The 21,386-nt window shown below is 68.3% G+C and carries 19 protein-coding genes; 8 read left to right on the forward strand and 11 right to left on the reverse strand.

The features are described 5' to 3' along the window. Positions 1-5: 5 nt before the first annotated feature. Together HFGMBDPB_RS17710 and HFGMBDPB_RS17715 are read right to left on the reverse strand one after the other, a co-directional pair. The gene (locus HFGMBDPB_RS17710) at positions 6-1,178 is read right to left on the reverse strand and encodes an MFS transporter (RefSeq protein ID WP_133073039.1); all 1,173 of its coding nucleotides are present in this window, start codon (positions 1,176-1,178) and stop codon (positions 6-8) included. Continuing rightward, positions 1,175-2,416, reverse strand: a complete 1,242-nt coding sequence (locus tag HFGMBDPB_RS17715; RefSeq protein WP_212645927.1) for a serine hydrolase domain-containing protein — start codon at positions 2,414-2,416, stop codon at positions 1,175-1,177. Before HFGMBDPB_RS17715 ends, HFGMBDPB_RS17710 begins: the two co-directional genes overlap by 4 nt. A 116-nt stretch (positions 2,417-2,532) precedes the next feature. On the opposite strand from HFGMBDPB_RS17715, the gene HFGMBDPB_RS17720 reads away from it, so the two are divergent. Together HFGMBDPB_RS17720 and HFGMBDPB_RS17725 are read left to right on the forward strand one after the other, a co-directional pair. Next, on the forward strand, positions 2,533-3,504 hold the full coding sequence (locus HFGMBDPB_RS17720; RefSeq protein ID WP_212645928.1) for a LysR family transcriptional regulator: 972 nt from the start codon (positions 2,533-2,535) through the stop codon (positions 3,502-3,504). Between the two features lie 317 nt (positions 3,505-3,821). Next, the gene (locus HFGMBDPB_RS17725) at positions 3,822-6,791 is read left to right on the forward strand and encodes a diguanylate cyclase (protein ID WP_249343532.1); all 2,970 of its coding nucleotides are present in this window, start codon (positions 3,822-3,824) and stop codon (positions 6,789-6,791) included. Between the two features lie 67 nt (positions 6,792-6,858). Here the strand turns inward: HFGMBDPB_RS17725 and HFGMBDPB_RS17730 are convergent, their stop codons facing one another. From HFGMBDPB_RS17730 to HFGMBDPB_RS17760, 7 genes are all read right to left on the reverse strand, one after another. Then, positions 6,859-7,536, reverse strand: a complete 678-nt coding sequence (locus tag HFGMBDPB_RS17730) for a DUF1028 domain-containing protein (protein ID WP_017406790.1) — start codon at positions 7,534-7,536, stop codon at positions 6,859-6,861. Between the two features lie 53 nt (positions 7,537-7,589). Further along, positions 7,590-8,024 (reverse strand): RidA family protein, encoded by a 435-nt coding sequence (locus HFGMBDPB_RS17735; protein WP_212645930.1) that lies wholly within the window; start codon positions 8,022-8,024, stop codon positions 7,590-7,592. Between the two features lie 53 nt (positions 8,025-8,077). Next, positions 8,078-9,352: a flavin-containing monooxygenase gene (locus tag HFGMBDPB_RS17740; RefSeq protein WP_212645931.1), complete on the reverse strand. Its 1,275-nt coding sequence runs from the start codon at positions 9,350-9,352 to the stop codon at positions 8,078-8,080. 115 nt (positions 9,353-9,467) lie between these two features. Continuing rightward, on the reverse strand, positions 9,468-10,166 hold the full coding sequence (locus tag HFGMBDPB_RS17745) for an ABC transporter ATP-binding protein (RefSeq protein ID WP_016448200.1): 699 nt from the start codon (positions 10,164-10,166) through the stop codon (positions 9,468-9,470). Beyond that, entirely contained in the window at positions 10,159-10,986 is an 828-nt protein-coding gene (locus HFGMBDPB_RS17750) for an ABC transporter ATP-binding protein (protein ID WP_016448201.1), read from the reverse strand. Before HFGMBDPB_RS17750 ends, HFGMBDPB_RS17745 begins: the two co-directional genes overlap by 8 nt. After that, on the reverse strand, positions 10,976-12,157 hold the full coding sequence (locus tag HFGMBDPB_RS17755; protein WP_046238696.1) for a branched-chain amino acid ABC transporter permease: 1,182 nt from the start codon (positions 12,155-12,157) through the stop codon (positions 10,976-10,978). The genes HFGMBDPB_RS17750 and HFGMBDPB_RS17755 overlap by 11 nt, the downstream gene beginning before the upstream one ends. After that, positions 12,157-13,074 (reverse strand): branched-chain amino acid ABC transporter permease, encoded by a 918-nt coding sequence (locus HFGMBDPB_RS17760; RefSeq protein WP_013802992.1) that lies wholly within the window; start codon positions 13,072-13,074, stop codon positions 12,157-12,159. The genes HFGMBDPB_RS17755 and HFGMBDPB_RS17760 overlap by 1 nt, the downstream gene beginning before the upstream one ends. A gap of 289 nt (positions 13,075-13,363) precedes the next feature. On the opposite strand from HFGMBDPB_RS17760, the gene HFGMBDPB_RS17765 reads away from it, so the two are divergent. The 3 genes from HFGMBDPB_RS17765 to HFGMBDPB_RS17775 all read left to right on the forward strand — a co-directional run bounded on the left by HFGMBDPB_RS17765 (position 13,364) and on the right by HFGMBDPB_RS17775 (position 17,110). Further along, positions 13,364-14,512 carry a branched-chain amino acid ABC transporter substrate-binding protein gene (locus tag HFGMBDPB_RS17765; RefSeq protein WP_034364373.1) on the forward strand — a complete coding sequence of 383 codons (1,149 nt, stop codon included), beginning with the start codon at positions 13,364-13,366 and terminating at the stop codon, positions 14,510-14,512. Continuing rightward, on the forward strand, positions 14,512-16,026 hold the full coding sequence (locus HFGMBDPB_RS17770; protein WP_212645932.1) for a 4-hydroxyphenylacetate 3-hydroxylase family protein: 1,515 nt from the start codon (positions 14,512-14,514) through the stop codon (positions 16,024-16,026). Before HFGMBDPB_RS17765 ends, HFGMBDPB_RS17770 begins: the two co-directional genes overlap by 1 nt. Before the next feature lie 133 nt (positions 16,027-16,159). Beyond that, entirely contained in the window at positions 16,160-17,110 is a 951-nt protein-coding gene (locus tag HFGMBDPB_RS17775; protein WP_212645933.1) for a LysR family transcriptional regulator, read from the forward strand. Positions 17,111-17,139: 29 nt separating this feature from the next. Here HFGMBDPB_RS17775 and HFGMBDPB_RS17780 read toward each other — a convergent pair whose 3' ends face one another. After that, positions 17,140-17,700 (reverse strand): dihydrofolate reductase family protein, encoded by a 561-nt coding sequence (locus tag HFGMBDPB_RS17780; RefSeq protein ID WP_212645934.1) that lies wholly within the window; start codon positions 17,698-17,700, stop codon positions 17,140-17,142. A 220-nt stretch (positions 17,701-17,920) separates the two neighbouring features. Between HFGMBDPB_RS17780 and HFGMBDPB_RS17785 the strand changes: the two genes are divergently transcribed. The 3 genes from HFGMBDPB_RS17785 to HFGMBDPB_RS17795 are packed head-to-tail and all read left to right on the forward strand — an operon-like array spanning position 17,921 to position 20,396. Then, on the forward strand, positions 17,921-19,027 hold the full coding sequence (locus HFGMBDPB_RS17785; protein WP_212645935.1) for an alkene reductase: 1,107 nt from the start codon (positions 17,921-17,923) through the stop codon (positions 19,025-19,027). A gap of 46 nt (positions 19,028-19,073) precedes the next feature. Further along, entirely contained in the window at positions 19,074-20,093 is a 1,020-nt protein-coding gene (locus HFGMBDPB_RS17790) for a zinc-binding alcohol dehydrogenase family protein (protein WP_047327221.1), read from the forward strand. A 3-nt stretch (positions 20,094-20,096) separates the two neighbouring features. Then, positions 20,097-20,396: a putative quinol monooxygenase gene (locus HFGMBDPB_RS17795; RefSeq protein WP_212645936.1), complete on the forward strand. Its 300-nt coding sequence runs from the start codon at positions 20,097-20,099 to the stop codon at positions 20,394-20,396. A gap of 40 nt (positions 20,397-20,436) precedes the next feature. Here HFGMBDPB_RS17795 and HFGMBDPB_RS17800 read toward each other — a convergent pair whose 3' ends face one another. Further along, positions 20,437-21,381, reverse strand: coding sequence for a LysR family transcriptional regulator (locus HFGMBDPB_RS17800; protein ID WP_227468457.1), 945 nt, complete (start codon positions 21,379-21,381; stop codon positions 20,437-20,439). Between the last annotated feature and the right edge of the window lie 5 nt (positions 21,382-21,386).

Raw genomic sequence — 21,386 nt, forward strand, 5'->3', positions numbered from 1 at the left:
CCTACCTACCTGCAAACCGCAGGAAACCCATGCCGCCTGGCCGCCCACACCACGGCCAGCGATGCGCCCAGCAGCGCCAGCAGCACGGGCGTGAAGGCGCCCACGCCCATGCGCGCCAGCAGCAGGCCGCCCACGATGCCGCCGCCGGCAATCGCCAGGTTCCAGGCCGTGACCAGCATGGACTGCGCCACGTCGGCGGCCTCGCCCGCCGTGTGGGCAATGGCGGTCTGCAGCAGCGTGGCGGCGCCGCCAAAGGCCAGGCCCCAGACGGCCACCGCCGCATACACCAGGGCCGGCGCATCAGCGGCCACGCCCAGCACCAGCGTGGACAAGGCGAACAGCGCAATGCTGGCCAGCGTGAGCGCACGCAGGTGGCGGTCGATCAGCACGCCGGTGATCCAGATGCCCAGCACGGAGGTGGCGCCGAACACCAGCAGCACCAGGTCCGTGCGCGCGGCCATGCCCGCCACCGCCAGGAAGGGCGCGATGTAGGTGTAGAGAATGTTGTGCGCCAGCACGAAGGCCAGCACCACGAACAGCACGGGGCGCACGCCCGCCAGGGTGAACACGCGCCGCAGCGGCAGGTGGCGGCCTGCCGCCTGCCCCGCAAAGTCGGGCAGGCGGGCGCGCACCCAGACCATGAGCGCCAGCGCCAGCACGCTCATGAGGCCGAAGCACAGCCGCCAGCCCACCCACTGGCCCAGCACGGTGCCGGCCGGCACGCCCAGCGACAGCGCCAGCGGCGTGCCCACCATGGCAATGGCGATGGCGCGGCCCTTGAGATGGCCGGGCACCATGCGTGCCGCGTAGCCGGCCAGCAGCGCCCAAAGCAGCCCGGCCGAGACCCCCGCCAGAAAGCGCGCCACCAGGGTCAGCGCAAAGTGCGTGGACAGCGCCGTGACCGTGTTGGCGACGACAAAGCCGGCGATCGCCGCCAGCAGCAGGGGGCGGCGGCGCATGCCCTGCGTGGCGGCCGTCAGCGGTATGGCGGCCACCAGGGAACCTATGGCGTAGAGGGTGACGGTCTGGCCTACCCAGGCCTCGGTCACGGCCAGGCCCTGGGCCATCTGCGGCAGCAGGCCGGCCGGCAGCGCCTCCGTCAATATGGTGATGAAGGCTGCCATGGCCAGCGCCAGCAGGGAGGCAACGGGCAGGCGGTCCTGGCTTGTTCCGTTCATTGCGGCTCTCCCGAAGCCCCGTGGACCTCACAAACCCCGTAGACCGCGTCGCGCAAATCGTTGACGAAGCGCCCCGACATGCCCTCGTACAAGGTGTTGGTGAAGGCCACGACACTGAGCTCCTGCGCCCGGTCCACGAACCAGGAATGCCCATAGGCCCCGCCCCAGCGCCAGGTGCCCGCCGACTCGGGCGACGCGGCCAGCGCCGGATCGCGCAGCACGGAAAAGCCCAGTCCGAAGCCGAACCCGGGCGCATCGGGCAGCTCCAGCCCGCCCGTTTGGTCGCGCGTCATCTCGGCGACCAGCGCGTCGGGCAGGAGCGTTCCGCCGCCCTGGCGCAGGGCCTCCAGCAGGCGCAGGAAGTCGCCGGCCGTGCCGGCCATGCCCGCGCCGCCCGAGGCAAAGGCCCGCGCATTGAAGATGCGGGCCGGGCTGAACGGGATGCCGATGGCACCCTCGAAGGGCGACACGGTCTCGCCCTCGGCCAACGGATGGGGCTGCGGCACATCGCTGACATAGGCCGTGGCCACGCGCCGTGCGGCCAGCGCATCTGTCACGGCAAAGCCGGTATCGGCCATGCCCAGCGGCCCGGCCACAAGGTCGCGCACGGCCTGCTCCAGCGGCCTGCCGTGCACCTGTTCAATGAGGGCGCCCAGCACATCGGTGGCCAGCGAGTAGCCCCAGGCCGTGCCAGGCTCGTACCGCAGCGGCACGCTGGCGATGCGGCGCAGGTTCTCCGCCAGGCTGATGCCCGAGCCATCCATGCCGTCCGATACACCGGCCAGCGCATAAGGGCCCTGTGCGTCGGCCTCGAAGAAGCGGTAGCCCAGCCCCGCCGTGTGGCTGAGAAGCTGCCGCGCGGTGATGCGCGCCGGCCGGCCATCGGCCAGCCGGGGCCGGAACTGCGGCAGCCAGCGGTCCACGCCCTCATCCAGACCGAGCCGGCCCTGCGCCACCAGCACCAGGGCCGCCGCCGAAACAATGGGCTTGCTCGCCGAAGCCAGGCGGAACACCGTGTCCACGGCCATGGGAAGGCCGCGCTCGCGGTCAGCCCAGCCGGCCGCCTGGCGGTGGACCAGGGCGCCGCCACGCGCCACCAGCACCACGGCGCCGACCAGGCGCTGCGCCTCAAGCGCCTGCCGGACCACGGCCTGGATGCGGTCGGACAGGGGCGAGTTCAACGGGGCTGCAGGCAGCGCAGCGGGTGCAGCAGATGCCGCAGAAAGAGCAATCGTCATGGGAATTCCCGGGATCAATGAACAGGGTCCTGACGATAGAAAGCCCTCGATTAAAGAAAAAGTGGGGTAGATTTCCGGGTTATGCGGAGCTTTCTGTCCGCAATGAAGGAGTGGCCTTGGACAGCCTCAACGGTTTCCTGGTGTTCGTGCAGGTCGCCGAGACCCGCAGCTTCGTGGCGGCAGGCCGGCTGATGGGAGTCTCGGCATCGGCCATCGGCAAGAGCGTGGCGCGGCTGGAGGACCGGCTGGGCGTGCGCCTGTTCCACCGCAGCACGCGCAGCATCACGCTGACGGCCGAGGGCACGCTGTTCCTGGAGCGCAGCCGGCGCATCCTGGCCGAGATCGAGGCCGCGCAGCTGGAGCTGTCGCAGGCCAGCACCGCGCCGCGCGGCCGGCTGCGGGTCAGCCTGCCCCTGGTCAGCTCGCTGGTGCTGCCGGTGCTGGGCGAGTTCATGCGCGCCTATCCCGAGATCGAGCTGGACCTGGACTTCACGGACCAGCTGGTGGATGTGATCGAGGAAGGCTTCGATGCCGTGGTGCGCACGGGCGCGCCCGCCGACTCCCGGCTGTCCGCGCGCCGGCTGGGTGCCTTCGGCTACCTGTTGGTGGCCTCGCCCGGCTATCTGGCGCAGCGCGGCACGCCCCGGGTGCCCGAGGATCTGCTGCATCACAGTTGCCTGCACTACCGCTACCCCCACAGCGGCAAGCTGGAGCCCTGGGTGCTGCGGCGCGCAGCGGGCGCGCCCGAGCTGCAACTGCCCACCTCCATGATCTGCAACAACATCGAAACCCGGCTGTGCTTTGCGCTGCAGGGCCTGGGCATCGCCTACCTGCCGGATTTTTCCATCCGCGAGCCGCTGGCCGACGGCCGGCTGCAGCCCGTGCTGGCGGACTGGATGGAGCACACCAATGTCTTCCACGTGCTGTGGCCCGCCAGCAGGCACCCCTCGCCCAAGCTGCGGGCACTGGTGGACTTCCTGTGCGCGCGGGTGTTTCCACAGGCGCAGCCCGGGCAGGTCCAGGACGCTGCCAGGACCGGGGCGCCCAAGACACCCAAGACACCCCAGACATCCGGGACGCGCGGATAGGCTGCGCGCCGGCTGCTGCCCTGACTTGCTGGCTATCGCGCAGGCCCCTATCTGAGTTAGCATGCTTATAGAGCGACGTATTCACAGAGTCATATCGGTTGCTCTGGCCCACCGGCAGGCAGGACCTGCGTCTCGAGCGCTGTGGCGTGCGGGGCGCTGTATCGGTGGGCCATTGCGGTTGACAGCTGGCGTTGCAGATCTTTTTTCTTGTCTCGCTGCGTTGCATGTCTTCTCGTTCCACCGCTATCCATCGTCCCGCCCTTTCCTCGCGCTCGCACGCAAGAACATCGTTGGCCGTCATTGCAGGCGTCTGCTTGATGGCGCTCGCAGCGGGGCTGTACTGGGCCGCGTTGCTGGCCAGCCACCAGTACATGCAGCGCTACACACAGGATCAGGCATGGCTGCGCGTCTCGCAGATGTCCCAGGCGGTTTCCGCGCAGGCCGGGACCATGCTGTCGGGCCTGAACTATTCCCTGCGGGACCTGGCCCAGGACTACGAGTCGGGTGACTCCGAGGCGTTCGGGCGGGCCGTCGCCAGCGTCCAGGAGGCCTATCCGCCCGGCACCATCGTCCAGGTGGCCGTGGCCGATGCGAAGGGCCAGGTGGTGTATTCGAGCCTGGCAGCCTCGGAGCCGCCTGCGCAGGGCGTGTCCATTTTCGACCGCGAACATTTCCAGGCGCATCTGAAGGGCCTGACGCAGGGAACCTTCATTGGCCGTCCGGTACAGGGACGGGTTTCCGGGCAATGGGGTATCCAGCTGAGCCGCGCCCTGCACCACCGTGGCGCGTTTGCGGGCGTGCTGGTGGTGTCGCTGTCGCCGCAGTACCTGTCACGGCAGTTGCAGGCCATCTTCGACAGCCCGCGCGACGTGATCTTGCTGCTGCGCGAGGACGGCACCTATCTTGCGCGCTCGCAGAACCAGGACCGGGTGCTCGGGCGCCAGTTGCCCGCGAAGCGGGTGGCGCTGTTTGCCCCCGATGTCACGCATGGCACCTACGAGGTGCTGGCGAGCACCGACGGAATACAGCGCATGTATGCCTGGAGCCGCGTCAGCGGCTTTCCGATACTGGTGAGCACGGGGCTGGACCACGAGGCCGTGTTCGGCCCGCTCAACGAGACCATACGGCAGAGCCTGTGGCGCAACGGCATAGGCACGCTGCTGATTTTTCTGGGCGGGATGCTGACGGCCTGGCTGGCGTTCCAGCGCTGGCGGGAGGAGGACCAGCGGGTCCAGTCCGAAGAGCGCTTTCATCTCCTGTCGCAGGAAGTGCCGGGCGGCCTGTTCCAGTACAGCTGGGACCCTGCCGGCCACTACGCTCTGTCGTTTGCCAACCCCGGCTTTTATGCCATGCACTGCATCGATCCGGATACGGCAGACCCTGCCTTGCAGGACCTGGCACAGCGGGTTCATCCGGAAGATATCTCCGCGCTCAGGCGGTCCATCGACGAAGCGATGCGCAGCCAGGAGGACTGGGCCTGCAAGTACCGCGTGCAGTCCGCCGATGGCTCCGTGCGCTGGCTGCAGGGCCATGCACGCCCGCAACGCACTGACGACGCAACCGTGCTCTGGCATGGCTACATCCTCGATGTCACCCAGGACGAAAGCCTGCGCAAGGCGCTTCATGAGAGCGAGGAGCGGCTGCGGCTGACCATCGGTGCCGTGCGTGACGGACTTTGGCAGTGGGACCGCGAACACGACCAGGTGCTGTGGGATGCCCGCTGCTACCAGATGCTGGGCATGCCGGACCAGGCACTCGGTTCGTTCACCGTGGCCGGCTTCATGCATCTGCTGCACCCACTGGACCAGCCTCGCGTCCAGGAACGGCTCAGGCGCCACCTCGAACACGGCGACCCATTCCGTGTCGAGATGCGCATAAGGCAGGCCGATGGCTCCTGGCGATGGATCGAATCGCGCGGGGAAGTGACCCTGCGCGATGCCGACAACAAGGCACTGCGCATGCTGGGAATGCACACCGATATCCAGGAACGGGTGGAGCAGACCCATATGGTGAGCGCCCTGCTGGAGCGCGGAAGCGCCCTGGTGCTTGTCGCCAGCCATCGCCGCAGCATCGTCTACGCCAATGCCCGGGCAGCCGAGTGCTTCGGCCTTGCCGCGGGCGCGCTCGAGCCGCAGTGCTCATTCCAGCAGCTGCATCCGTCCAGCGACAGTTTCGACAGCTTCGCATCGCTGTACGAGCGCCTGAGCCTGAAGGGCACGGTGCGTACCGAGTGGGCACTGAAGGTCAAGGGTGGCCACATGCGCTGGTTCGACATGCAGGGCGCACTGCTGGACCCCGAAGACCCCCAGGGCAATGTGATCTGGACACTGTTCGACGTAGATGCCCGCCATCAGGCGGAAAGCGCATTGCACCAGGTACAGCAGCGGCTGGAGGCCATCATCGAGAAATTTCCGTCAGGCATCCTGGTGACCGACGATGCGGGGCAGTGCATCAGGGCAAGCAACGCAATGCTGGTGGACCTGTTCGAGCTGCCGCTGTCCGCCACGGACCTTGTGGGGAAAAGCCTGCAGACCTTGCTGTCCTATTTGCCCCCGGCCATGGCAACGGCCTTGCAACCTGCACCGCAACCGGGGGGAGGAGCCCTGTCGCAACGAACGATCTTTGCCCTGTCCAACGGCCGCCATATAGAAACGGAGCTGCTGCCGCTTCGCAGGCAGGAGCGGCTGCTTGGCTACTGCTGGGTATTCCACGACGTGACCGACTACAAGAGGCGCGAAACGCAGCTCGAAGCCCTGGCATTGACCGATGCGCTCACGGGTGCCAGCAATCGGCGGGCCTTCATCACGCGCATGGAGTCGGAGCTGGAGCATCTGCGCCTGGGACTGAGCCATCCGTCGGCACTGATCATGCTGGATATCGACCATTTCAAGCGCGTCAACGACAGCTTCGGCCATGGCGTGGGCGACGAGGTGCTCAGGCATCTGGTGATCGCGGTGTCCAAGCAGCTGCGCCAGGGAGACATGCTGGGCCGCCTGGGCGGCGAGGAATTCGCCGTCTTGCTGACGGACGTGGACGCCCCGACCGCACTGCGGCGCGCGGAGAACCTGCGTGAGGCCGTGGCGGCGCTGGCCGTGTCCGTACAGGGCCAGGACAGCCCGATCCGCTTCACCGTGAGCCTGGGCGTATGCCTCATGGACGAGGGCGAGGCATCGGTCGAGCGCTGCCTGGAGCGGGCCGACGCCGCCATGTACTTCTCCAAGCGCAATGGCCGCAACCGCACCACGTGCTGGACGCCCGATACCCCCGTGATTTCAGACGCCAAGTGAACGCGATGCCAGTGCCGCGACACGCCCGTGCGCCCGGGCAAGGCGATGTGTCAGCTACCCGGCCGCCTCACTCATCGCCCGGCACTCCGTAGCTGGGCGCGGCCGTGGGATCGATGGCGCGCGTCTGGTAGTCCTGCATCTGCGGCGCGTAGGCGGCCCAGAGGCCTTGCAGCGCGCCGATGGGATCGTGCTCCGACCAATCCACGCGCAGGTCCGCCATGGGCCAGCTGTGCTCGCCCGCCACCTTGAGTGCGGCCGAATGCACGGGCCCGGCCTCGCCGCCCGCGGCCATGGCGGCCTGCATGGCGGCCAGCAGGCGCTCGGCCAGCGGCAGCGCCGCGCTGCGCTCGAAGGCCGGCACCATGGCCTCGATGGTGCGTTCGCTGGCCAGCAGGTTGCCGGCCGCCACGCACTGCCGCCCCACGGCGCTGGTGAAGATGCCCAGTGCCTGGCTGCCGCTGAAGACGCCGGTGCGGCCCTGCGCGTCCACCACGGTGACCTGGCGGTACTGGGGCCAGCTGCCGTCGTCCAGCGCCTGGCGCAGCGCGGCCTGGGGGTCGGCGCCCTGCTCCAGCAGGTCCAGCACGCGCGGGCCCAGGGCGGGCAGCGTGATGTTCTGCGTGGACACCACGCCCACGCCCGCGCGCACCCAGGGGCAGCGCGCGCCCACCGCAATGCTGGACGAGCTGATGGCCACGCCCAGCTGCCCGGTGCGCTCGCAGCGCCCCACAATCGAAAAAGTCATGGTTTCTTCCTCCTGCCGATGCGGCTGTACCAGGTGCTTGCTGGGGTTGACGCTCAGGCGCTGGCCGCCGGCTGCCAGTCATCGGGGATGACCGCGATCACGTCGATCTCCATCAGCCACTGCGGCTGCCCCAGGGCCGAGATGCACAGCCCCGTGGAGATGGGAAACACGCCCTTGAGCCACTTGCCCACTTCCCGGTAGACGGGCTCGCGGTAGCGCGGGTCGATGATGTAGGTGGTGGTCTTGACGATGTGCGACAGGTCGCTGCCCGCCTCCTCCAGCAGCTGCTTGACGTTCTTCATCGCCTGCTCGGCCTGCTTTTGCGGATCGCCCAGGCCGACCAGGTTGCCCTCGAAATCGGTGCCGATCTGGCCGCGCACATAGACGGTGTTGCCGGCGCGCACGGCCTGGCACAGGTCGTTGTCCAGCGATTGGTTGGGATAGGTGTCCTTGGTGTTGAACATGCGGATGCGGGTATGGGTGGGCATGGTCTGGCTCCTGCAGGGGGTGGATGGGAAGGTGTCTCAGAGCGCGCTACCGGCTACCTGCTGCGGGCGGCGGCGTCGTAGTCGCTGTAGCGGCGCTGCTTGGCGATGTGGTCGGCCACGAACTTGGCGTCATGCCACACGCCCCAGATGAAGGACGAGCCACGGCGCGACAGCCAGGGCAGGCCCAGGAAGTAGATGCCGGGCTCGTGGCCCACGCCGCGGTGGTGGCGCGGCTTGCCGCCGGGCTCGAAGCTGTCCACCTGCAGCCAGCTGAAGTCCACCCTGTAGCCCGTGGCCCAGATGATGGAGGTGATGCCTGCGGCGGCCAGGTCGAGTTCGCGCAGCGGATGGGTCACGCACTCGGGATCGGGCAGGCGCCTGCGCGCCTCGGGCTCCTCGGGCAGGTCCAGGCCGTTGCGGCGGATGTAGTCGTCGGCCGCATCGAGCATGGCCAGGTAGTTGGCGTCGCCGTTGGCGATGTTCTCGGCCAGGTCGTCCCTAAAGCGCACACTGCCATCGGCGAAGGACTCGGTCAGCCCCACCAGGGTGATGCCCTGATGGCCCAGCGCACGAAAGTCCACGGTGTGGCCGCCGCGCGCGCCGCTGACGGCAATGGTCACGTGCTCGCGGCCAGGCTTGGCAATGGCCGCATCCCATTCGCCCAGCACGCCCAGCCACCAGCAGAAATCACGGCCGCGGTAGGCGCGCGGCGGCCGGTCATGGGCGCCCACCGACAGGAACACCTTGCGGCCCGCGCGATGCAGTTCATCGGCAATCTGCACGCCCGAGGAGCCTGCGCCCACCACCAGCACGGCGCCTTCGGGCAGCTGCGCGGGGCGGTGGTAGTGCGCGGAATGGATCTGCAGCAGGCGGCCATCGGCGGGCGCAGCTGGCGCTATCGGCGGGATCACCGGCACCTGGAACGGCCCCGTGGCCGCGATCACGTTGCGGGCCTCGATCACGCCCTCGGACGTTTCCACCGTGAAGCCCGGCCGGCCCTGGTTGCGCGTGACCCGCCTGACCTCCACGCCGGTGCGCACGGGCGCCTTGATCTGGCGGACATAGTCCTCGAAGTAGTCGGCCACCTCGTCCTTGCCGGGAAAGCCGTCGCGGTCGCCCTTGAACTCCAGGCCCGGAAAGCGGTCATGCCAGGCCGGCCCGTTGGCCACCAGCGAGTCCCAGCGCCCCGTGCGCCAGGCCTGGGCGATGCGCTGGCGCTCCAGTACCAGGTGCTCTACGCCAAGCTGGCTCAGGTGTTCGCTGGCCGCAATGCCGGCCTGCCCGGCGCCGACCACGAGCGTGTTGATGGTTTGGATGTCAGCTGTCATGGTGTGGATCTCTCAGGAAAAAAAGGCGCAGGCCGTCCCGCATCGGCGCGGTGCCGACTGCCTTGGTGTGGTCCGCAACAAAAAAGGGAAGGAGGTGAAGGCCGCCCGTGCGGCGCTACAGGTACAGGTGCTTCACCACGTCGTTGGCCAGCAGCTCGCTGGCCGTGCCCGAGGCCACCAGCTGGCCCTTGAGCAGCAGATAGCCCGTGTGGGCGATGGACAGCGCCGCCTCGGCGTTCTGCTCGATGAGCAGCACGGTGATGCCTTGGCTGTGGATGCGCTGCACCGTCTCGAAGTACTCCTCGATGAGCTTGGGCGACAGCCCCAGCGTGGGCTCGTCCATCACCACCAGGCGCGGCTCGCCCATGAGTACGCGGCCCAGCGCCACCATGGCCTGCTCGCCGCCGGACAGCGTTCCGGCCGCCTGCGACAGGCGCTCGCCCACCCGGGGGAACAGGGCCACCACGCGCTCCAGCGCCTGGGCAAAGCCCTGCTGCGGGCGCAGCGCGTCGTGGCCGATCTTCAGGTTCTCCTGCACGGTCAGCTCGGCAAACAGGCGCCGCCCTTCGGGCACGAAGCCCACGCCCAGGCCGGCCAGGTCCTCGGTGCGCATGCGCGCCAGCGGCTGGCCCATGACACGGATGGCGCCGTGGTGCACGGGCAGCAGGCCCGCGATCGCCTTGAAGGTGGTGGTCTTGCCCGCGCCGTTGGGGCCCAGCAGGCAGACGATGCTGTGCTCGGGCACCTGCAGCGAGACCTGGTTGAGCATGTTCACCACGCCATAGCGCGTGCTGATGGAGTCCAGTTCAAGCATGGCTGGCCTTTCTGCCCAGATAGGCTTCCTGCACGCGCGGCAGCCGGCGCACCGCCTCGAAGCTGTCGTCGCCGATCTTGCGTCCGTAGTCCAGCACCATCACGCGGTGCGGCAAGGTGGCGATGAGCCGCATGTCGTGCTCGATGATGATGAAGCCCAGCGCCGGATTGCCTTCGCGCAGGCGCTGGATGTCGGCGATCAGCGCATCGGTGTCGCGATCGTCCATGCCGCTGGAGGGCTCGTCCAGCAGCACGATGCGGGGCTCGGCGGCCAGGGCGCGCGCAATCTCCAGGCGGCGGCGGTCGGCCTGCGGCAGGCTGCTGGCCAGCACGTTGCGGCGCTGGTGCAGGTCGCTGGACACGCTTTGCAGCAGCGCGCAGGCGCGCTCGGCGCAGCGCTTCATCTCGGCGCGCGAGACGGCCGGGCGCAGCAGCGCGGTGAGCACGCCGCAGCGGGTGCGCGCGTGCATGCCGATGATCACGTTGTCCAGCACGCTCAGCGAGCCGAACAGCCGGCTGGTCTGGAAGGTGCGCGCAATGCCGGCGCCCGCGATGTCGTGCGCGGCCATGCCCTTGAGCGAGCGGCCTTGCAGCAGCACCTCGCCCTCGGTGGGCTGGTAGATGCCGGTCAGCAGGTTCAGCAAGGTGGACTTGCCCGCGCCGTTGGGCCCGATGATGCCCAGCACCTCGCCCGCCGCCAGGTGGATGTCCACGCCCTGCACCGCCGTCAGGCCGCCGAAGCGCATGGTCAGGCCACGCCCCTCCAGGACCAGCGGACCTGCGGGCGCGGCATGGTGGGTGGGATGGGAATCAATGCTCATGGTTGCGCACCCGTTGGGGGAAGATGCCGCGCGGGCGGATGATGAGGAAGGCAATCACCACCAGGCCGTAGAACAGGATGCGGTAGTCGGAAAACGCCCGCAGCTTCTCCGGCAGCATGGTCAGCAGGAAGGCGCCGACGATCACGCCCAGCGTGTTGTCCATGCCGCCTGCGATCACCAGCGTCATGATGGTCACGGACACCAGGAAGGTGAAGTTGTCCGGCGAGATAAAGCTCACATAGAACGCATACACCGTGCCCGCGAAGCCCGCCAGGAAGGCGTCCACCGCAAAGGCCTTGACCTTGAACCAGGTGACGTTGATGCCGCAGGCGCGCGCGGCGATCTCGTCGTCGCGCAGGGCATTCCAGGCCAGTCCCACGCGCGAGCTGTGCAGGCGCTGCGCCGAGACGATGGCCAGCCCCAGCAGGGCGACGGCCACGTAGTAGAAGTTGGCCTGGCCCGGCAGGCTGTGGCCCCACAGCGTGATGGGGTCGTTGAACGAATGGCCGAACAATGTGGGCGAAGGAATGCCCACCAGGCCGTTGGCGCCGCCCGTCCACTCCAGGTTCATCAGCAGCTGGTGCACGACGATGCCGAAAGCGATCGTCACCAGCGCCTGGTAGCTGTCGCGGGTGCGCATGGACGGCAGGCCCAGCAGAAAGCCGAAGACCGTGGCCACGGCGGCGGCCACCAGCAGGCAGATCCAGAAGCTCACGCCGAAGTGGATGGCCAGCAGGGCCGACGCATAGGCGCCGATGCCGTAGGACGCGCCGGTGGCGAAGTTCGGTATGTTGGCGCTGCCCAGCTGGAAGTTCAGCGCCAGCGCCAGCACCGCGTACAGGCAGGCGATGATCATCAGGTGCATGGCGTAGCTGTCACCGCCCAGCACCCACGGAAACACCAGGGCCAGCACCGCGCCCGTGCCCACGGCCAGCGGCCTGCACTGGCCGAAGGCGGCCACGATGCGGTCTTCCATCAGCGGGCGTTTCTGCACCGCGACCAGGGCCACGGCAAAGCAGGCCAGCAGCGCCATCACCGTGATCCAGCTTTCGGCCAGCAGGAATTGGCGCAGCAGCACGGCGCCCGCCAGGGCCACGCCCAGCACGATGGCGGCAGAGCCCGCACTCCGTGGAGCCGCCCGCGGCGGCGCCTGTATCGTCGTTGTCTGCATCACACCTTCTCCATTTTCTGAACGCCGAACAGGCCGGCGGGGCGAAAGATCAGCACCAGGATCACCAGGGCGAACACGAACACCAGCCGGTACGAGGTGCCGTTGGGCACATAGCCCTGCACGATGGTCTCGATGGCCGCAATCAGCAGGCTGCCGACAATGGCGCCCCCCAGCCGCCCCAGGCCGCCGACCACCGCGGCGGAAAAGCCGATCAGTCCCGCCTGCACGCCGAAGTCAAAGCGCACCACGCCCGCATAGCTGGCCAGGAAGATGCCGCCCACCGCGCCGGTGGCCGAGGCAATGAAGAAGGTGTTGCGGAACACCGGCCCCGGCGCAATGGAGAACAGCCGCGCGGTTTCGCGGTCCTGCGACACGGCGCGTATGCGCATGCCCATGGGCGTGTGGTGCAGCACATAGAGCAGCACGCCCACCAGCGCCACCGCCACCAGCACCGAGACCACGCTGATCAGGGGCAGCGGCCCGAACGGGGTGGGAACGGCCCCCTGCGCAATCGCTGGGAACGCGTGCGGATTGCTGCCCTGCGGGTACAGGTGGCGGATCAGCTCGCGGATCACGATGCCCAGCGCCACCGTGGCCACCAGCGGCATCATGGCCGGCGCATTGCGAAAGCGGCTGATCACCAGCCGGTCCAGGGCAACGCCCAGCCCTCCCACCGCCGCAATGGCCACCAGGCAGGCCAGGCCCAGCACCAGCCAGGTGGCCGAGCCGCCCAGCGCGGCGGCCAGGGCCTGCACGGCCGCCAGGGCGATGAAGGGGGCGACCATGGCCACGTCGCCATGGGAAAAGTGAATCACCTGCAGCACGCCAAACAACAGGCTGAAACCCAGGGCAAGCAGGCTGTAGATGCAGCCCAGGGTCAGCCAGTTGATGAGTTGCTGGAACAGCGCGTCATGCATCGATAGGGTTCCTCTTGTGTCGGGTTCGGCCGGGTTGGCGGGGCTTCGCTTGTCTCCATGTCACGCAACCATTGAAGCAAGAAACCGCACAAAACCTGCGTCGCTTTTGCCGAGGCGCTGCTTCGGAAAACGCGATCCAGTCCCGGGCCGGTGCGGCGATACATTGATCCGGCGGCGTTGCCAGACAGCGCCGGCCAGCCCGCCATGCACCGTGGCGCCCCGCCGCCCCGGGCCCCGCCCGGGCCGCCATGGCTGCCCTTCGTCTTCACCCGAACAGGACCGACCGACCATGCAAGCCTTCACGACATCCACCGCCCTCCTGCCATCGCGCCGGCGCCTTGCCGCATCCGCCCTGGCGCTGGCCGCCGCCACGCTGGCCTGCGGCGCGGCCTGGTCCCAGTCCACCGTGAAGCTGGGCTTCATCGGCCCCGTCAGCGGCGGCAACGCACAGCAGGGCCTGGGCGCGAAGAACGGCTTCCTGCTGGCCATCGACCAGTGGAACGCCACGGCCGGCGTGCCGTTCAAGGTGGAGGGCGTGGTGCTGGACGATGCCTCCGACCCGCAGACCGGCGTGTCCGCCGCGCTCAAGCTGGTCAACGACCGCGACGTGGTGGGCGCCATAGGCCACTGGAACAGCCCCGTGGCCCTGGCCACGCTGCCGGTGTTCAACCGCGTGCAGATGCCCTTCATCGTCTGGGGCGCCATCGGCCCCAAGATCACCGACCAGAACTTCGCCAACACCACGCGCGTGACGCCCACCCTGGTCAACGAGAACAAGCCCCTGGCCGCCTGGGCCGCCACGGGCCTGGGCGCAAGAAAGATCGCCATCATTGCCGACACCAGCGACTACGGGCGTGCCAACCTGGCCTCGTTCGGCAGCTTCTACAAGGCAGAAAAAGGCAGCGTGGTGGCCGAGGAAAGCTACCCCGTGGGCACCACGGATTTCCGCTCCATCCTCACCAAGATCAAGAGCCTGAACCCCGACGCGGTCTACTTCGGCGGCGTGATCACCGAGGCCGGCATCGTGCGCAAGCAGATGGCCGAGCTGGGCATGAAGCAGCCCATGCTGGGCATCAGCGGCATCTTCGATCCGCAGCTCATCCAGATCGCCGGCCCGGCCGCGGACGGCACCATCGTCGGCACGCCCAAATCGCAGACCAACCCCCGGCTGGACGCCATGAGCCGCGCCTATGCCGCCAAGGGCTATGCCGACTCCGAGAGCCCGTACACCAAGTACGCCTACGACGCCACCGGCATCCTTTTGCAATCGCTCAAGACGGCAGGCACCAAGGACCGGCAGGCCGTGGCCAAGGCCATCCGCGCCATACGCTACGACGGCGTGACCGGTACCGTGACCTTTGATGCCAACGGCCAGACGCAGGTGCCCGTGGAGCTGCAGCTGCACGAGGTCAAAGACGGCAAGTGGGCCAGCCGCTGATGATCAGGACAGGCAGCCAGTACCGCGACTCCATCCGCGATGGCCGGCGGGTCTGGATGAACGGCGAGCGCGTCAAGGATGTGACCACCCACCCCATGTTCAAGCCGCTGGTGGACATCCGCGCGCGCATGTACGACCTGCAGCACGAGGCCGCGCTGCGCGACGCGCTCACCTGCGACGAAGGCGACGGCGAGCGCCACCCCATCGCCCACAAGCTGCCGCTGACGCGCCAGGACTGGTGGGACAAGCGCCGCGCCACCGATCTGCTGCTGGAGGACATGGGCGGCGTGGTCATGCGCGTGGGCGACGAGAGCGTGGGCGAGATGTGGTCGCTGTTCGACGGCCAGGACGTGCTCAACGAGCTGGACCCGCGCTTTTCCGCCAACATCCGCACCCACATCCGCCGCGTGGTGCGTGGCGACCTGTTCCACGTATCGGCCAACACCGACCCCAAGGGCGACCGCTCGCGCCTGCCGCAGGACCAGGACCCCGACGTGCTGCTGCACGTGGTCAAGGAGACCGATGCAGGCGTCATCGTGCGCGGCGCCAAGTACGAGACCGCTGCCGCCTATGCCAACCAGGCCTTCACCAAGCCGGGGCTGGCGCACTGGGGCGACGCGGCGCAGTCCGAATACGCCATAGGCTTCATCTGCGACCTGGGCGCGCCCGGCCTGCGCTTCATCTGCCGCCCGGGCCTGGCCGCCCGCGCATCGGCCCAGGACCACCCGCTGAGCCATCGCTTCGACGAAGTGGACGCCATCGTGGTCTTCGACGACGTGCTGGTTCCCTGGGAGAACGTGCTGTTCTACCGCCACACCCGGGCCGCCCATTTCCTGCGCGAGACACTGCACCGCTACTCGGCCTTCACCTTCCTGCAGCGCAGCCTGAAGCTGGCCGACATGCTGATAGGCACGGCCCTGCACAACGCGCGCCAGACCGGCGTGGAGAAGCTGCAGGCCGTGCAGGACAGGCTGGCCGGCCTGGCCTGCTACCGCGAAGGCATCAACGCCCACCTCACGGCCGCCATCGCGCTGGCCGAGCGCAGCCCGGCCGGGCTGATGATGCCCAACCAGTCGCTGCTGTTCACGGGAAGGTCGCTGGCCACCGGCCAGCTGCACCACATGATGAACACCGTGCGCGAGCTGTGCGGCGGCCAGGTCTGCCTGACGCCGGACCACGCCAGCTTCGAGAACGAGGAAACCGGCCCCTGGCTGCGCAAGTTCTACACCCTCGGCCCGCAATGGCAGGCCGACGACCGCCGCAGGCTGCTGGCCTATGCGCGCGACCTGCTCGACTCCGACCACGCCGGCCACCGGCTCAGCTTCCAGCTGTTTGCGCAATGCCCGCCCTACGCCCAGACGGCGGCCGTGTACCGGCACTTCAACTGGGATGCGCCGCTGGACTTCGTGGGCAAGTCCGCCGGGCTGACGGACCGCGTGAAGGCCACGCAGGCGCCGGCCCAGGGCGACGGTGCGGTGGCGCAATGGTTTCGCAATCACAACGCCAGCGACTGAAGGCTGCCGGGGCCCGACCGCCGCACAATGCAGGCGCCTTGCGGGAAGGGCCTCTTGCAGCGCGGTCCGCCGCTTGGTCAACTACGCGGCAGGTCACCCTGGCCGCCCTCCCCCTCTCCACCTCTTGCACACCGTGCTGACACGACTGACCTTCAGACAATTGGAATACTGCGTGGCGGCGGGCGAGTTCGGCAGCATTGCCGAGGCCGCCAACCGCATCCATGTCTCGCCCTCGTCCATCTCATCGGCCATCACCCAGGTGGAGGCGGAGCTGCAGGTGCCGCTGTTCGTGCGCCACCATGCGCAAGGCCTGTCCGTCACGCCCGCAGGCGCCGAGGTCCTGCGGGAAATCCGCGGCCTGCTCGACCAGGCCATGGCCTTGTATGACGTGGCCAGCAGCGCGCAAAGCCAGGTGCGCGGCCCCGTGCGCGTGGGCTGCTTCACCACGCTGGCGGCCATGGTCGCCCCCGAGCTGTGCCAGGGATTCGCGCGCGCCCACCCCAAGTCCACGGTCACCCAGATCGAGGACCACCAGGAAGGCCTGATCCACAAGCTGCGCACCGCGCAGATCGATGTCGCCATCACCTACGACCTGCTGGTGGCCGAATCGGACATCTGCTTCGAGCCCCTGGCCCAGCTGCCGCCCATGGTCATCGTCAGCGAACTCAATCCGCTGGCCAACCACCGCTCCACCACGCTGGAGGCGCTGGCCCAGTTGCCCATGGTCCTGCTGGACCTGCCCCTGAGCCGTGAATACTTCATGTCGCTGTTCCGCGAAGCCGGCGTCTCGCCCCTGATCGCGGCCCGCAGCGCCAGCCCCGACGTGGTGCGCTCCCTGGTCGCCAACGACGTGGGCTACTCCCTGGTCAACGTGCGCCCGCGCAACTCCCATGCGCTGGACGGCAAGAAGATCGTCAACCTGCACCTGAACGGCAACCACCGCCCCATGAAACTGGGCCTGGCCTGGGCCCGCGAACAAAAGCCCCGCCATGTGGTGGAAGCCTTCATGCACCGCTGCCGCAGCTTCATCTCCAATGAATACATTCCGGGGATGACGGCGCCTGGGCGCGGGGAGGCGAACTGAGCGGCGCGCAGACCGAATCAGGGAGCCTGTCAGGCCGTGCTCTTGCGCACCTCGTAATGCAGCACCGCCATGCCTTCGCCAATCTGCCGCACGGATAACAAACGCAGCACCGGATGCAGCACCCGGCGCGGAAACAGCGGCTTGCCCCGGCCCAGCGTGGCCGAGCCCACGCTCAGGATCATCTCGTCCAGCAGGCCCGCGTCATAAAACTGGCCTGCCAGGTCTCCGCCTCCCATGATCCAGAGGTTGCGCCCGCCGGCCGCCGCCTGCATCTGCGCATGCACGGCACGCACATCACCGCTGACAAACCGGATATCGGCACCCGGGATACCAGGCAGCGTGCGGCTGGAAAACACCCAGGCAGGCTGCGTATAGGGCCACGCCGCCCCGGTCTCCCTGGCCACCGTCTCCGCGTGGCGCAGCATCCATTCGTAGGTGGCCGACCCCATGGCCAGCGCGCCCACGCCGGCAATGAACTCCGGGTAGCCCGTGGCCTGCATGTCGCCCAGCGGGAACAGCCAGTCCAGGGAGTCGTCCTCGGTGGCCAGGAATCCGTCGAGTGAGGTGGCGGCGAAGTATTGGGTTTTCATGGGGGAGATGGTAGCCAGGCAGGCGCGGCACGGCCATCCGCCCGGGTGTCGTGCAGGCCGCGCCTGGACCCCATCGTCAAATTTCTTTTGAAGCCGCCTTCAGTCTTGCGGGTCTTTTTCAATTGAAACACCCAGGTCAACATCGCTCCATGCCCAGACGACTTGCGAACCGGGTTTCCGCTCCCGCCCCAACACCTCTACAGCTCCGCCAAGGAACCGCATGACCACCGCCTCCACGCCCCTGTTTCGCCCCCTGCAGCTCGGCCCGCTCAGCCTGCCCAACCGCATGGTGATGGCCCCCATGACGCGCAGCCGCACCAGCCAGCCAGGCGACGTGCCCAATGCATTGATGGCCACCTACTACGCACAACGCGCCAGCGCCGGCCTGATCGTCTCGGAAGCCACCCAGATCTCCCGCCAGGGCCAAGGCTACAGCTTCACCCCCGGCATCTATTCAGAGGCGCAGGTGGACGGTTGGCGCCGCGTCACGGACGCGGTGCACGCCGCCGGCGGGCGCATGGTGCTGCAGCTGTGGCACGTTGGCCGCATGTCGCATGCCAGCTTTCACGCCGATGGCCTGCCGGTCGCGCCTTCGGCGCTGTCGCCCCAAGCGCAGGTCTGGGTGGTCGGCGACGACGGTGTCGGCCGCATGGTCGACTGCCCCGTACCGCGCGCACTGAGCGCACAGGACATCCAGGACGTGATCGGCGACTTCCGCAGGGGCGCGGCCAATGCGATGCGTGCCGGTTTCGATGGCGTGGAAATCCACGGCGGCAACGGCTACCTGATCGATCAGTTCCTGCGCACCACCTCCAACCACCGCACCGACGCCTACGGCGGCGGCATCGCCCAGCGCACGCGCTTCGCCGAAGAGGTCACGGCCGCCGTGGCGGGCGAGGTCGGGGCCGAGCGCACCGGCATCCGCCTGGCGCCCTTCATCACGCAGCGCAACATGAACTGCCCGCAGATCATCGAGACCATCCTGCATCTGGCCAGCAAGCTCGACGAGATCGGCCTGGCCTACATCCACCTGTCGGAAGCCGACTGGGACGATGCGCCCGAGATTCCGCACGACTTCCGCCACGCGCTGCGCCGCGCCTACCAGGGCAAGGTGATCGTTGCGGGCAAGTACGACGCGGAGCGCGCCCAAGCCATCCTGCACGAGGGCCTGGCAGACCTCGTCGCCTTCGGCCGCCCCTTCATTGCCAACCCGGACCTGCCGGCGCGCTACGCCGCCCAGGCGCCGCTGGCCGCATTCGATCCCAAGGCCCTGTTTGGCGGCGACGCACGCGGCTACTCGGACTACGCAGCCCTCGCCACCGCCTGAAGCCCTCCCTGCTCTCCCCTCTTCCTCAACCTTTGAAAGCACGACCATGAAAGCCGTTGGATACCAGAAGCCCCAGGCCATCAGCCAACCCGAATCGCTGATCGACATCACCCTGCCCGATCCCGTGGCCACCGGCCGCGACCTGCTGGTCGAAGTCAGGGCCGTGTCCGTCAATCCGGTGGACACCAAGGTGCGCGCCAGCGGCGCGCCCGCCGAGGGGCAAACGCACAAGGTGCTGGGCTGGGATGCCAGCGGCATCGTCAAGGCCGTGGGCCCCGAAGTCACGCTGTTCAAGCCGGGCGACCGCGTCTGGTACGCCGGCTCCATTGCGCGCCCTGGCACGAACAGCGAACTGCACCTGGTGGACGAGCGCATCGTGGGCCACGCGCCCAAGTCGCTGGACTTCGCACAGGCGGCGGCCCTGCCCCTGACCGCCATCACCGCATGGGAGATGCTGTTCGACCGCCTGGGCATCGCGCCGGGCAAGCACCCCAGCCACAAGACACTGCTCATCATCGGCGCCTCCGGCGGCGTGGGCTCCATCCTCACGCAGCTGGCCACGCGGCTGACCAGCCTTACCGTCATCGGCACCGCATCGCGGCCCGAGACGCAGGCCTGGGTCAAGGAGCTCGGCGCCCACCACGTGATCGATCACAGCCAGCCGATTGCCGACGAACTCAAGCGCATCGGCTTTCCCACGGTGGACCTCATCGTGAGCCTCACGCAGACCGACCTGCACTTCGCACAGATCGTCGAGGCGATCGCGCCCCAGGGAAAATTCGGCCTGATCGACGATCCCGCGTCGCTGGATATCACCAAGCTCAAGCGCAAGTCGGTGTCGGTGCACTGGGAATTGATGTTCACCCGCGCCCTGTTCGGCACCGACGACATGATCGGCCAGCACCGCCTGCTCAACGAGGTTGCCGCACTGGTCGATGCCGGCCTGATCCGCACCACGCTGGCCGAGCGCTTCGGCAGCATCAACGCCGACAACCTCAAGCGCGCCCATGCCCTGATCGAGTCGGGCAAGGCGCGCGGCAAGGTGGTGCTGGAGAACTGGGGCTGAGCCATGAAGACAGAGACCATTTTCAACCTGGCCATCCTTGAGGCGAAGGCCGGCCAGCAAGACCAGCTGCGCGACGCCCTGCGCGCGCTGGTGCCATTCACCCGGCAAGAGCCCGGATGCCTGGACTACACGCTGTTCGAGCTGGCGGACAAACCCGGCACCTTCTACATGCGGGAGTCATTCAGGGACCAGGCAGCGCTGGATGCGCACTTCAGCATGCCGTACTTCAAGGCGTTCGAGAAACGCTTCGACGAACTGCTGGCACGCCCCCTGCAACTGGTGGGCCTGAAGGAAGTGCCCTGACGGGCGGTACGGGCCTGGGCGGAACGGACCCGGCCGACGACTAGCGCGCGGCTGCAACGCGCCGCCCCCACGCTGGCGGCAGCGTGGGGGTTGCCGCCGACAGCTCGTCCCATACGTACTGGGCGGCAAAGCCGTGGTGACGGCTGCGTGAGCGCACCAGGCAGGCTTGCCGGCCCAGATTTCTTTCGGCCAACGGGACTGCATCCTGCACGTCCAGGCTCATTGCCGCGGCACCGTTGAGCAGCGCAACCATGCCGTTTTCACGGGCGGCATGCACCAGGTCCTCCAGCGTATCGGACTCCAGATGCACGCCCGGCTTCAGCCCCTGCGCCGCAAAGGCGTTGTCGAGCTGGCGCCGCATGGCGTATTCGCTTGGCAGCAAGGCCAGGGGGTGGTTCGCGACCTCGCTGAGCTCCAGCAGGCGTCGCCGCCGCCGGGGCTTCAATCCCACGGCCACCACGGGCTCGTCGAAGCAGGCCAGGATCTCCAGATCGGCATGCGGCTCCGGGTCGAAGCTGACGGCGAGATCGAAATCGCCACGCAACACGCCCTCCACCAAGGCCTGTGCGGTGCGCCTGCGCAGTGCGATCGCCAGCTGCGGCCACTGCGCCTGGGCCCTGCGCACGACGGGCAGTACCCAGCATCCCGCGTAGGACTGCACCAGGCCGATGCGCACCAGGCCCGCCACGGTGCTCGCACGCGCCTGCACGTCGCGCAGCGCCGCCTGCAGCTCACTGAGGCAGGCCGACACCCGGCGGTCGAGCTCATGTCCGGAGGCCGTGGCTACGGCGCGCCCGCTCGCACGGTCGAACAGCTGCACGTCCAGGGTCGATTCCAGCAAGGCGATCTGCTCCGACAGCGCCGCCTGCGAGATCGAGGCATCGCGTGATGCCGCACTGAAGCTGTGCGCCCGCATCGCCGACACGAAGTAGCGCAACTGGCGCAATGAGACGAGATCGAGGGGGTCGCGGCTGCGTGCGGACATGGCCA

The sequence above is a fragment of the Delftia sp. PE138 genome, assembly GCF_018320755.1.
In the GTDB taxonomy this organism is placed as follows: domain Bacteria; phylum Pseudomonadota; class Gammaproteobacteria; order Burkholderiales; family Burkholderiaceae_C; genus Comamonas; species Comamonas tsuruhatensis.

What these genes read in the sequence shown, in the direction of transcription:
- HFGMBDPB_RS17710 (WP_133073039.1), bottom strand. Translation starts at nt 1,178, where the DNA reads ATGAACGGAACAAGCCAGGACCGCCTGCCCGTTGCCTCCCTGCTGGCG.
- HFGMBDPB_RS17715 (WP_212645927.1), bottom strand. Translation starts at nt 2,416, where the DNA reads ATGACGATTGCTCTTTCTGCGGCATCTGCTGCACCCGCTGCGCTGCCT.
- HFGMBDPB_RS17725 (WP_249343532.1), top strand. Translation starts at nt 3,822, where the DNA reads ATGGCGCTCGCAGCGGGGCTGTACTGGGCCGCGTTGCTGGCCAGCCAC.
- HFGMBDPB_RS17730 (WP_017406790.1), bottom strand. Translation starts at nt 7,536, where the DNA reads ATGACTTTTTCGATTGTGGGGCGCTGCGAGCGCACCGGGCAGCTGGGC.
- HFGMBDPB_RS17735 (WP_212645930.1), bottom strand. Translation starts at nt 8,024, where the DNA reads ATGCCCACCCATACCCGCATCCGCATGTTCAACACCAAGGACACCTAT.
- HFGMBDPB_RS17740 (WP_212645931.1), bottom strand. Translation starts at nt 9,352, where the DNA reads ATGACAGCTGACATCCAAACCATCAACACGCTCGTGGTCGGCGCCGGG.
- HFGMBDPB_RS17745 (WP_016448200.1), bottom strand. Translation starts at nt 10,166, where the DNA reads ATGCTTGAACTGGACTCCATCAGCACGCGCTATGGCGTGGTGAACATG.
- HFGMBDPB_RS17750 (WP_016448201.1), bottom strand. Translation starts at nt 10,986, where the DNA reads ATGAGCATTGATTCCCATCCCACCCACCATGCCGCGCCCGCAGGTCCG.
- HFGMBDPB_RS17755 (WP_046238696.1), bottom strand. Translation starts at nt 12,157, where the DNA reads ATGCAGACAACGACGATACAGGCGCCGCCGCGGGCGGCTCCACGGAGT.
- HFGMBDPB_RS17760 (WP_013802992.1), bottom strand. Translation starts at nt 13,074, where the DNA reads ATGCATGACGCGCTGTTCCAGCAACTCATCAACTGGCTGACCCTGGGC.
- HFGMBDPB_RS17765 (WP_034364373.1), top strand. Translation starts at nt 13,364, where the DNA reads ATGCAAGCCTTCACGACATCCACCGCCCTCCTGCCATCGCGCCGGCGC.
- HFGMBDPB_RS17770 (WP_212645932.1), top strand. Translation starts at nt 14,512, where the DNA reads ATGATCAGGACAGGCAGCCAGTACCGCGACTCCATCCGCGATGGCCGG.
- HFGMBDPB_RS17780 (WP_212645934.1), bottom strand. Translation starts at nt 17,700, where the DNA reads ATGAAAACCCAATACTTCGCCGCCACCTCACTCGACGGATTCCTGGCC.
- HFGMBDPB_RS17785 (WP_212645935.1), top strand. Translation starts at nt 17,921, where the DNA reads ATGACCACCGCCTCCACGCCCCTGTTTCGCCCCCTGCAGCTCGGCCCG.
- HFGMBDPB_RS17790 (WP_047327221.1), top strand. Translation starts at nt 19,074, where the DNA reads ATGAAAGCCGTTGGATACCAGAAGCCCCAGGCCATCAGCCAACCCGAA.
- HFGMBDPB_RS17795 (WP_212645936.1), top strand. Translation starts at nt 20,097, where the DNA reads ATGAAGACAGAGACCATTTTCAACCTGGCCATCCTTGAGGCGAAGGCC.
- HFGMBDPB_RS17800 (WP_227468457.1), bottom strand. Translation starts at nt 21,381, where the DNA reads ATGTCCGCACGCAGCCGCGACCCCCTCGATCTCGTCTCATTGCGCCAG.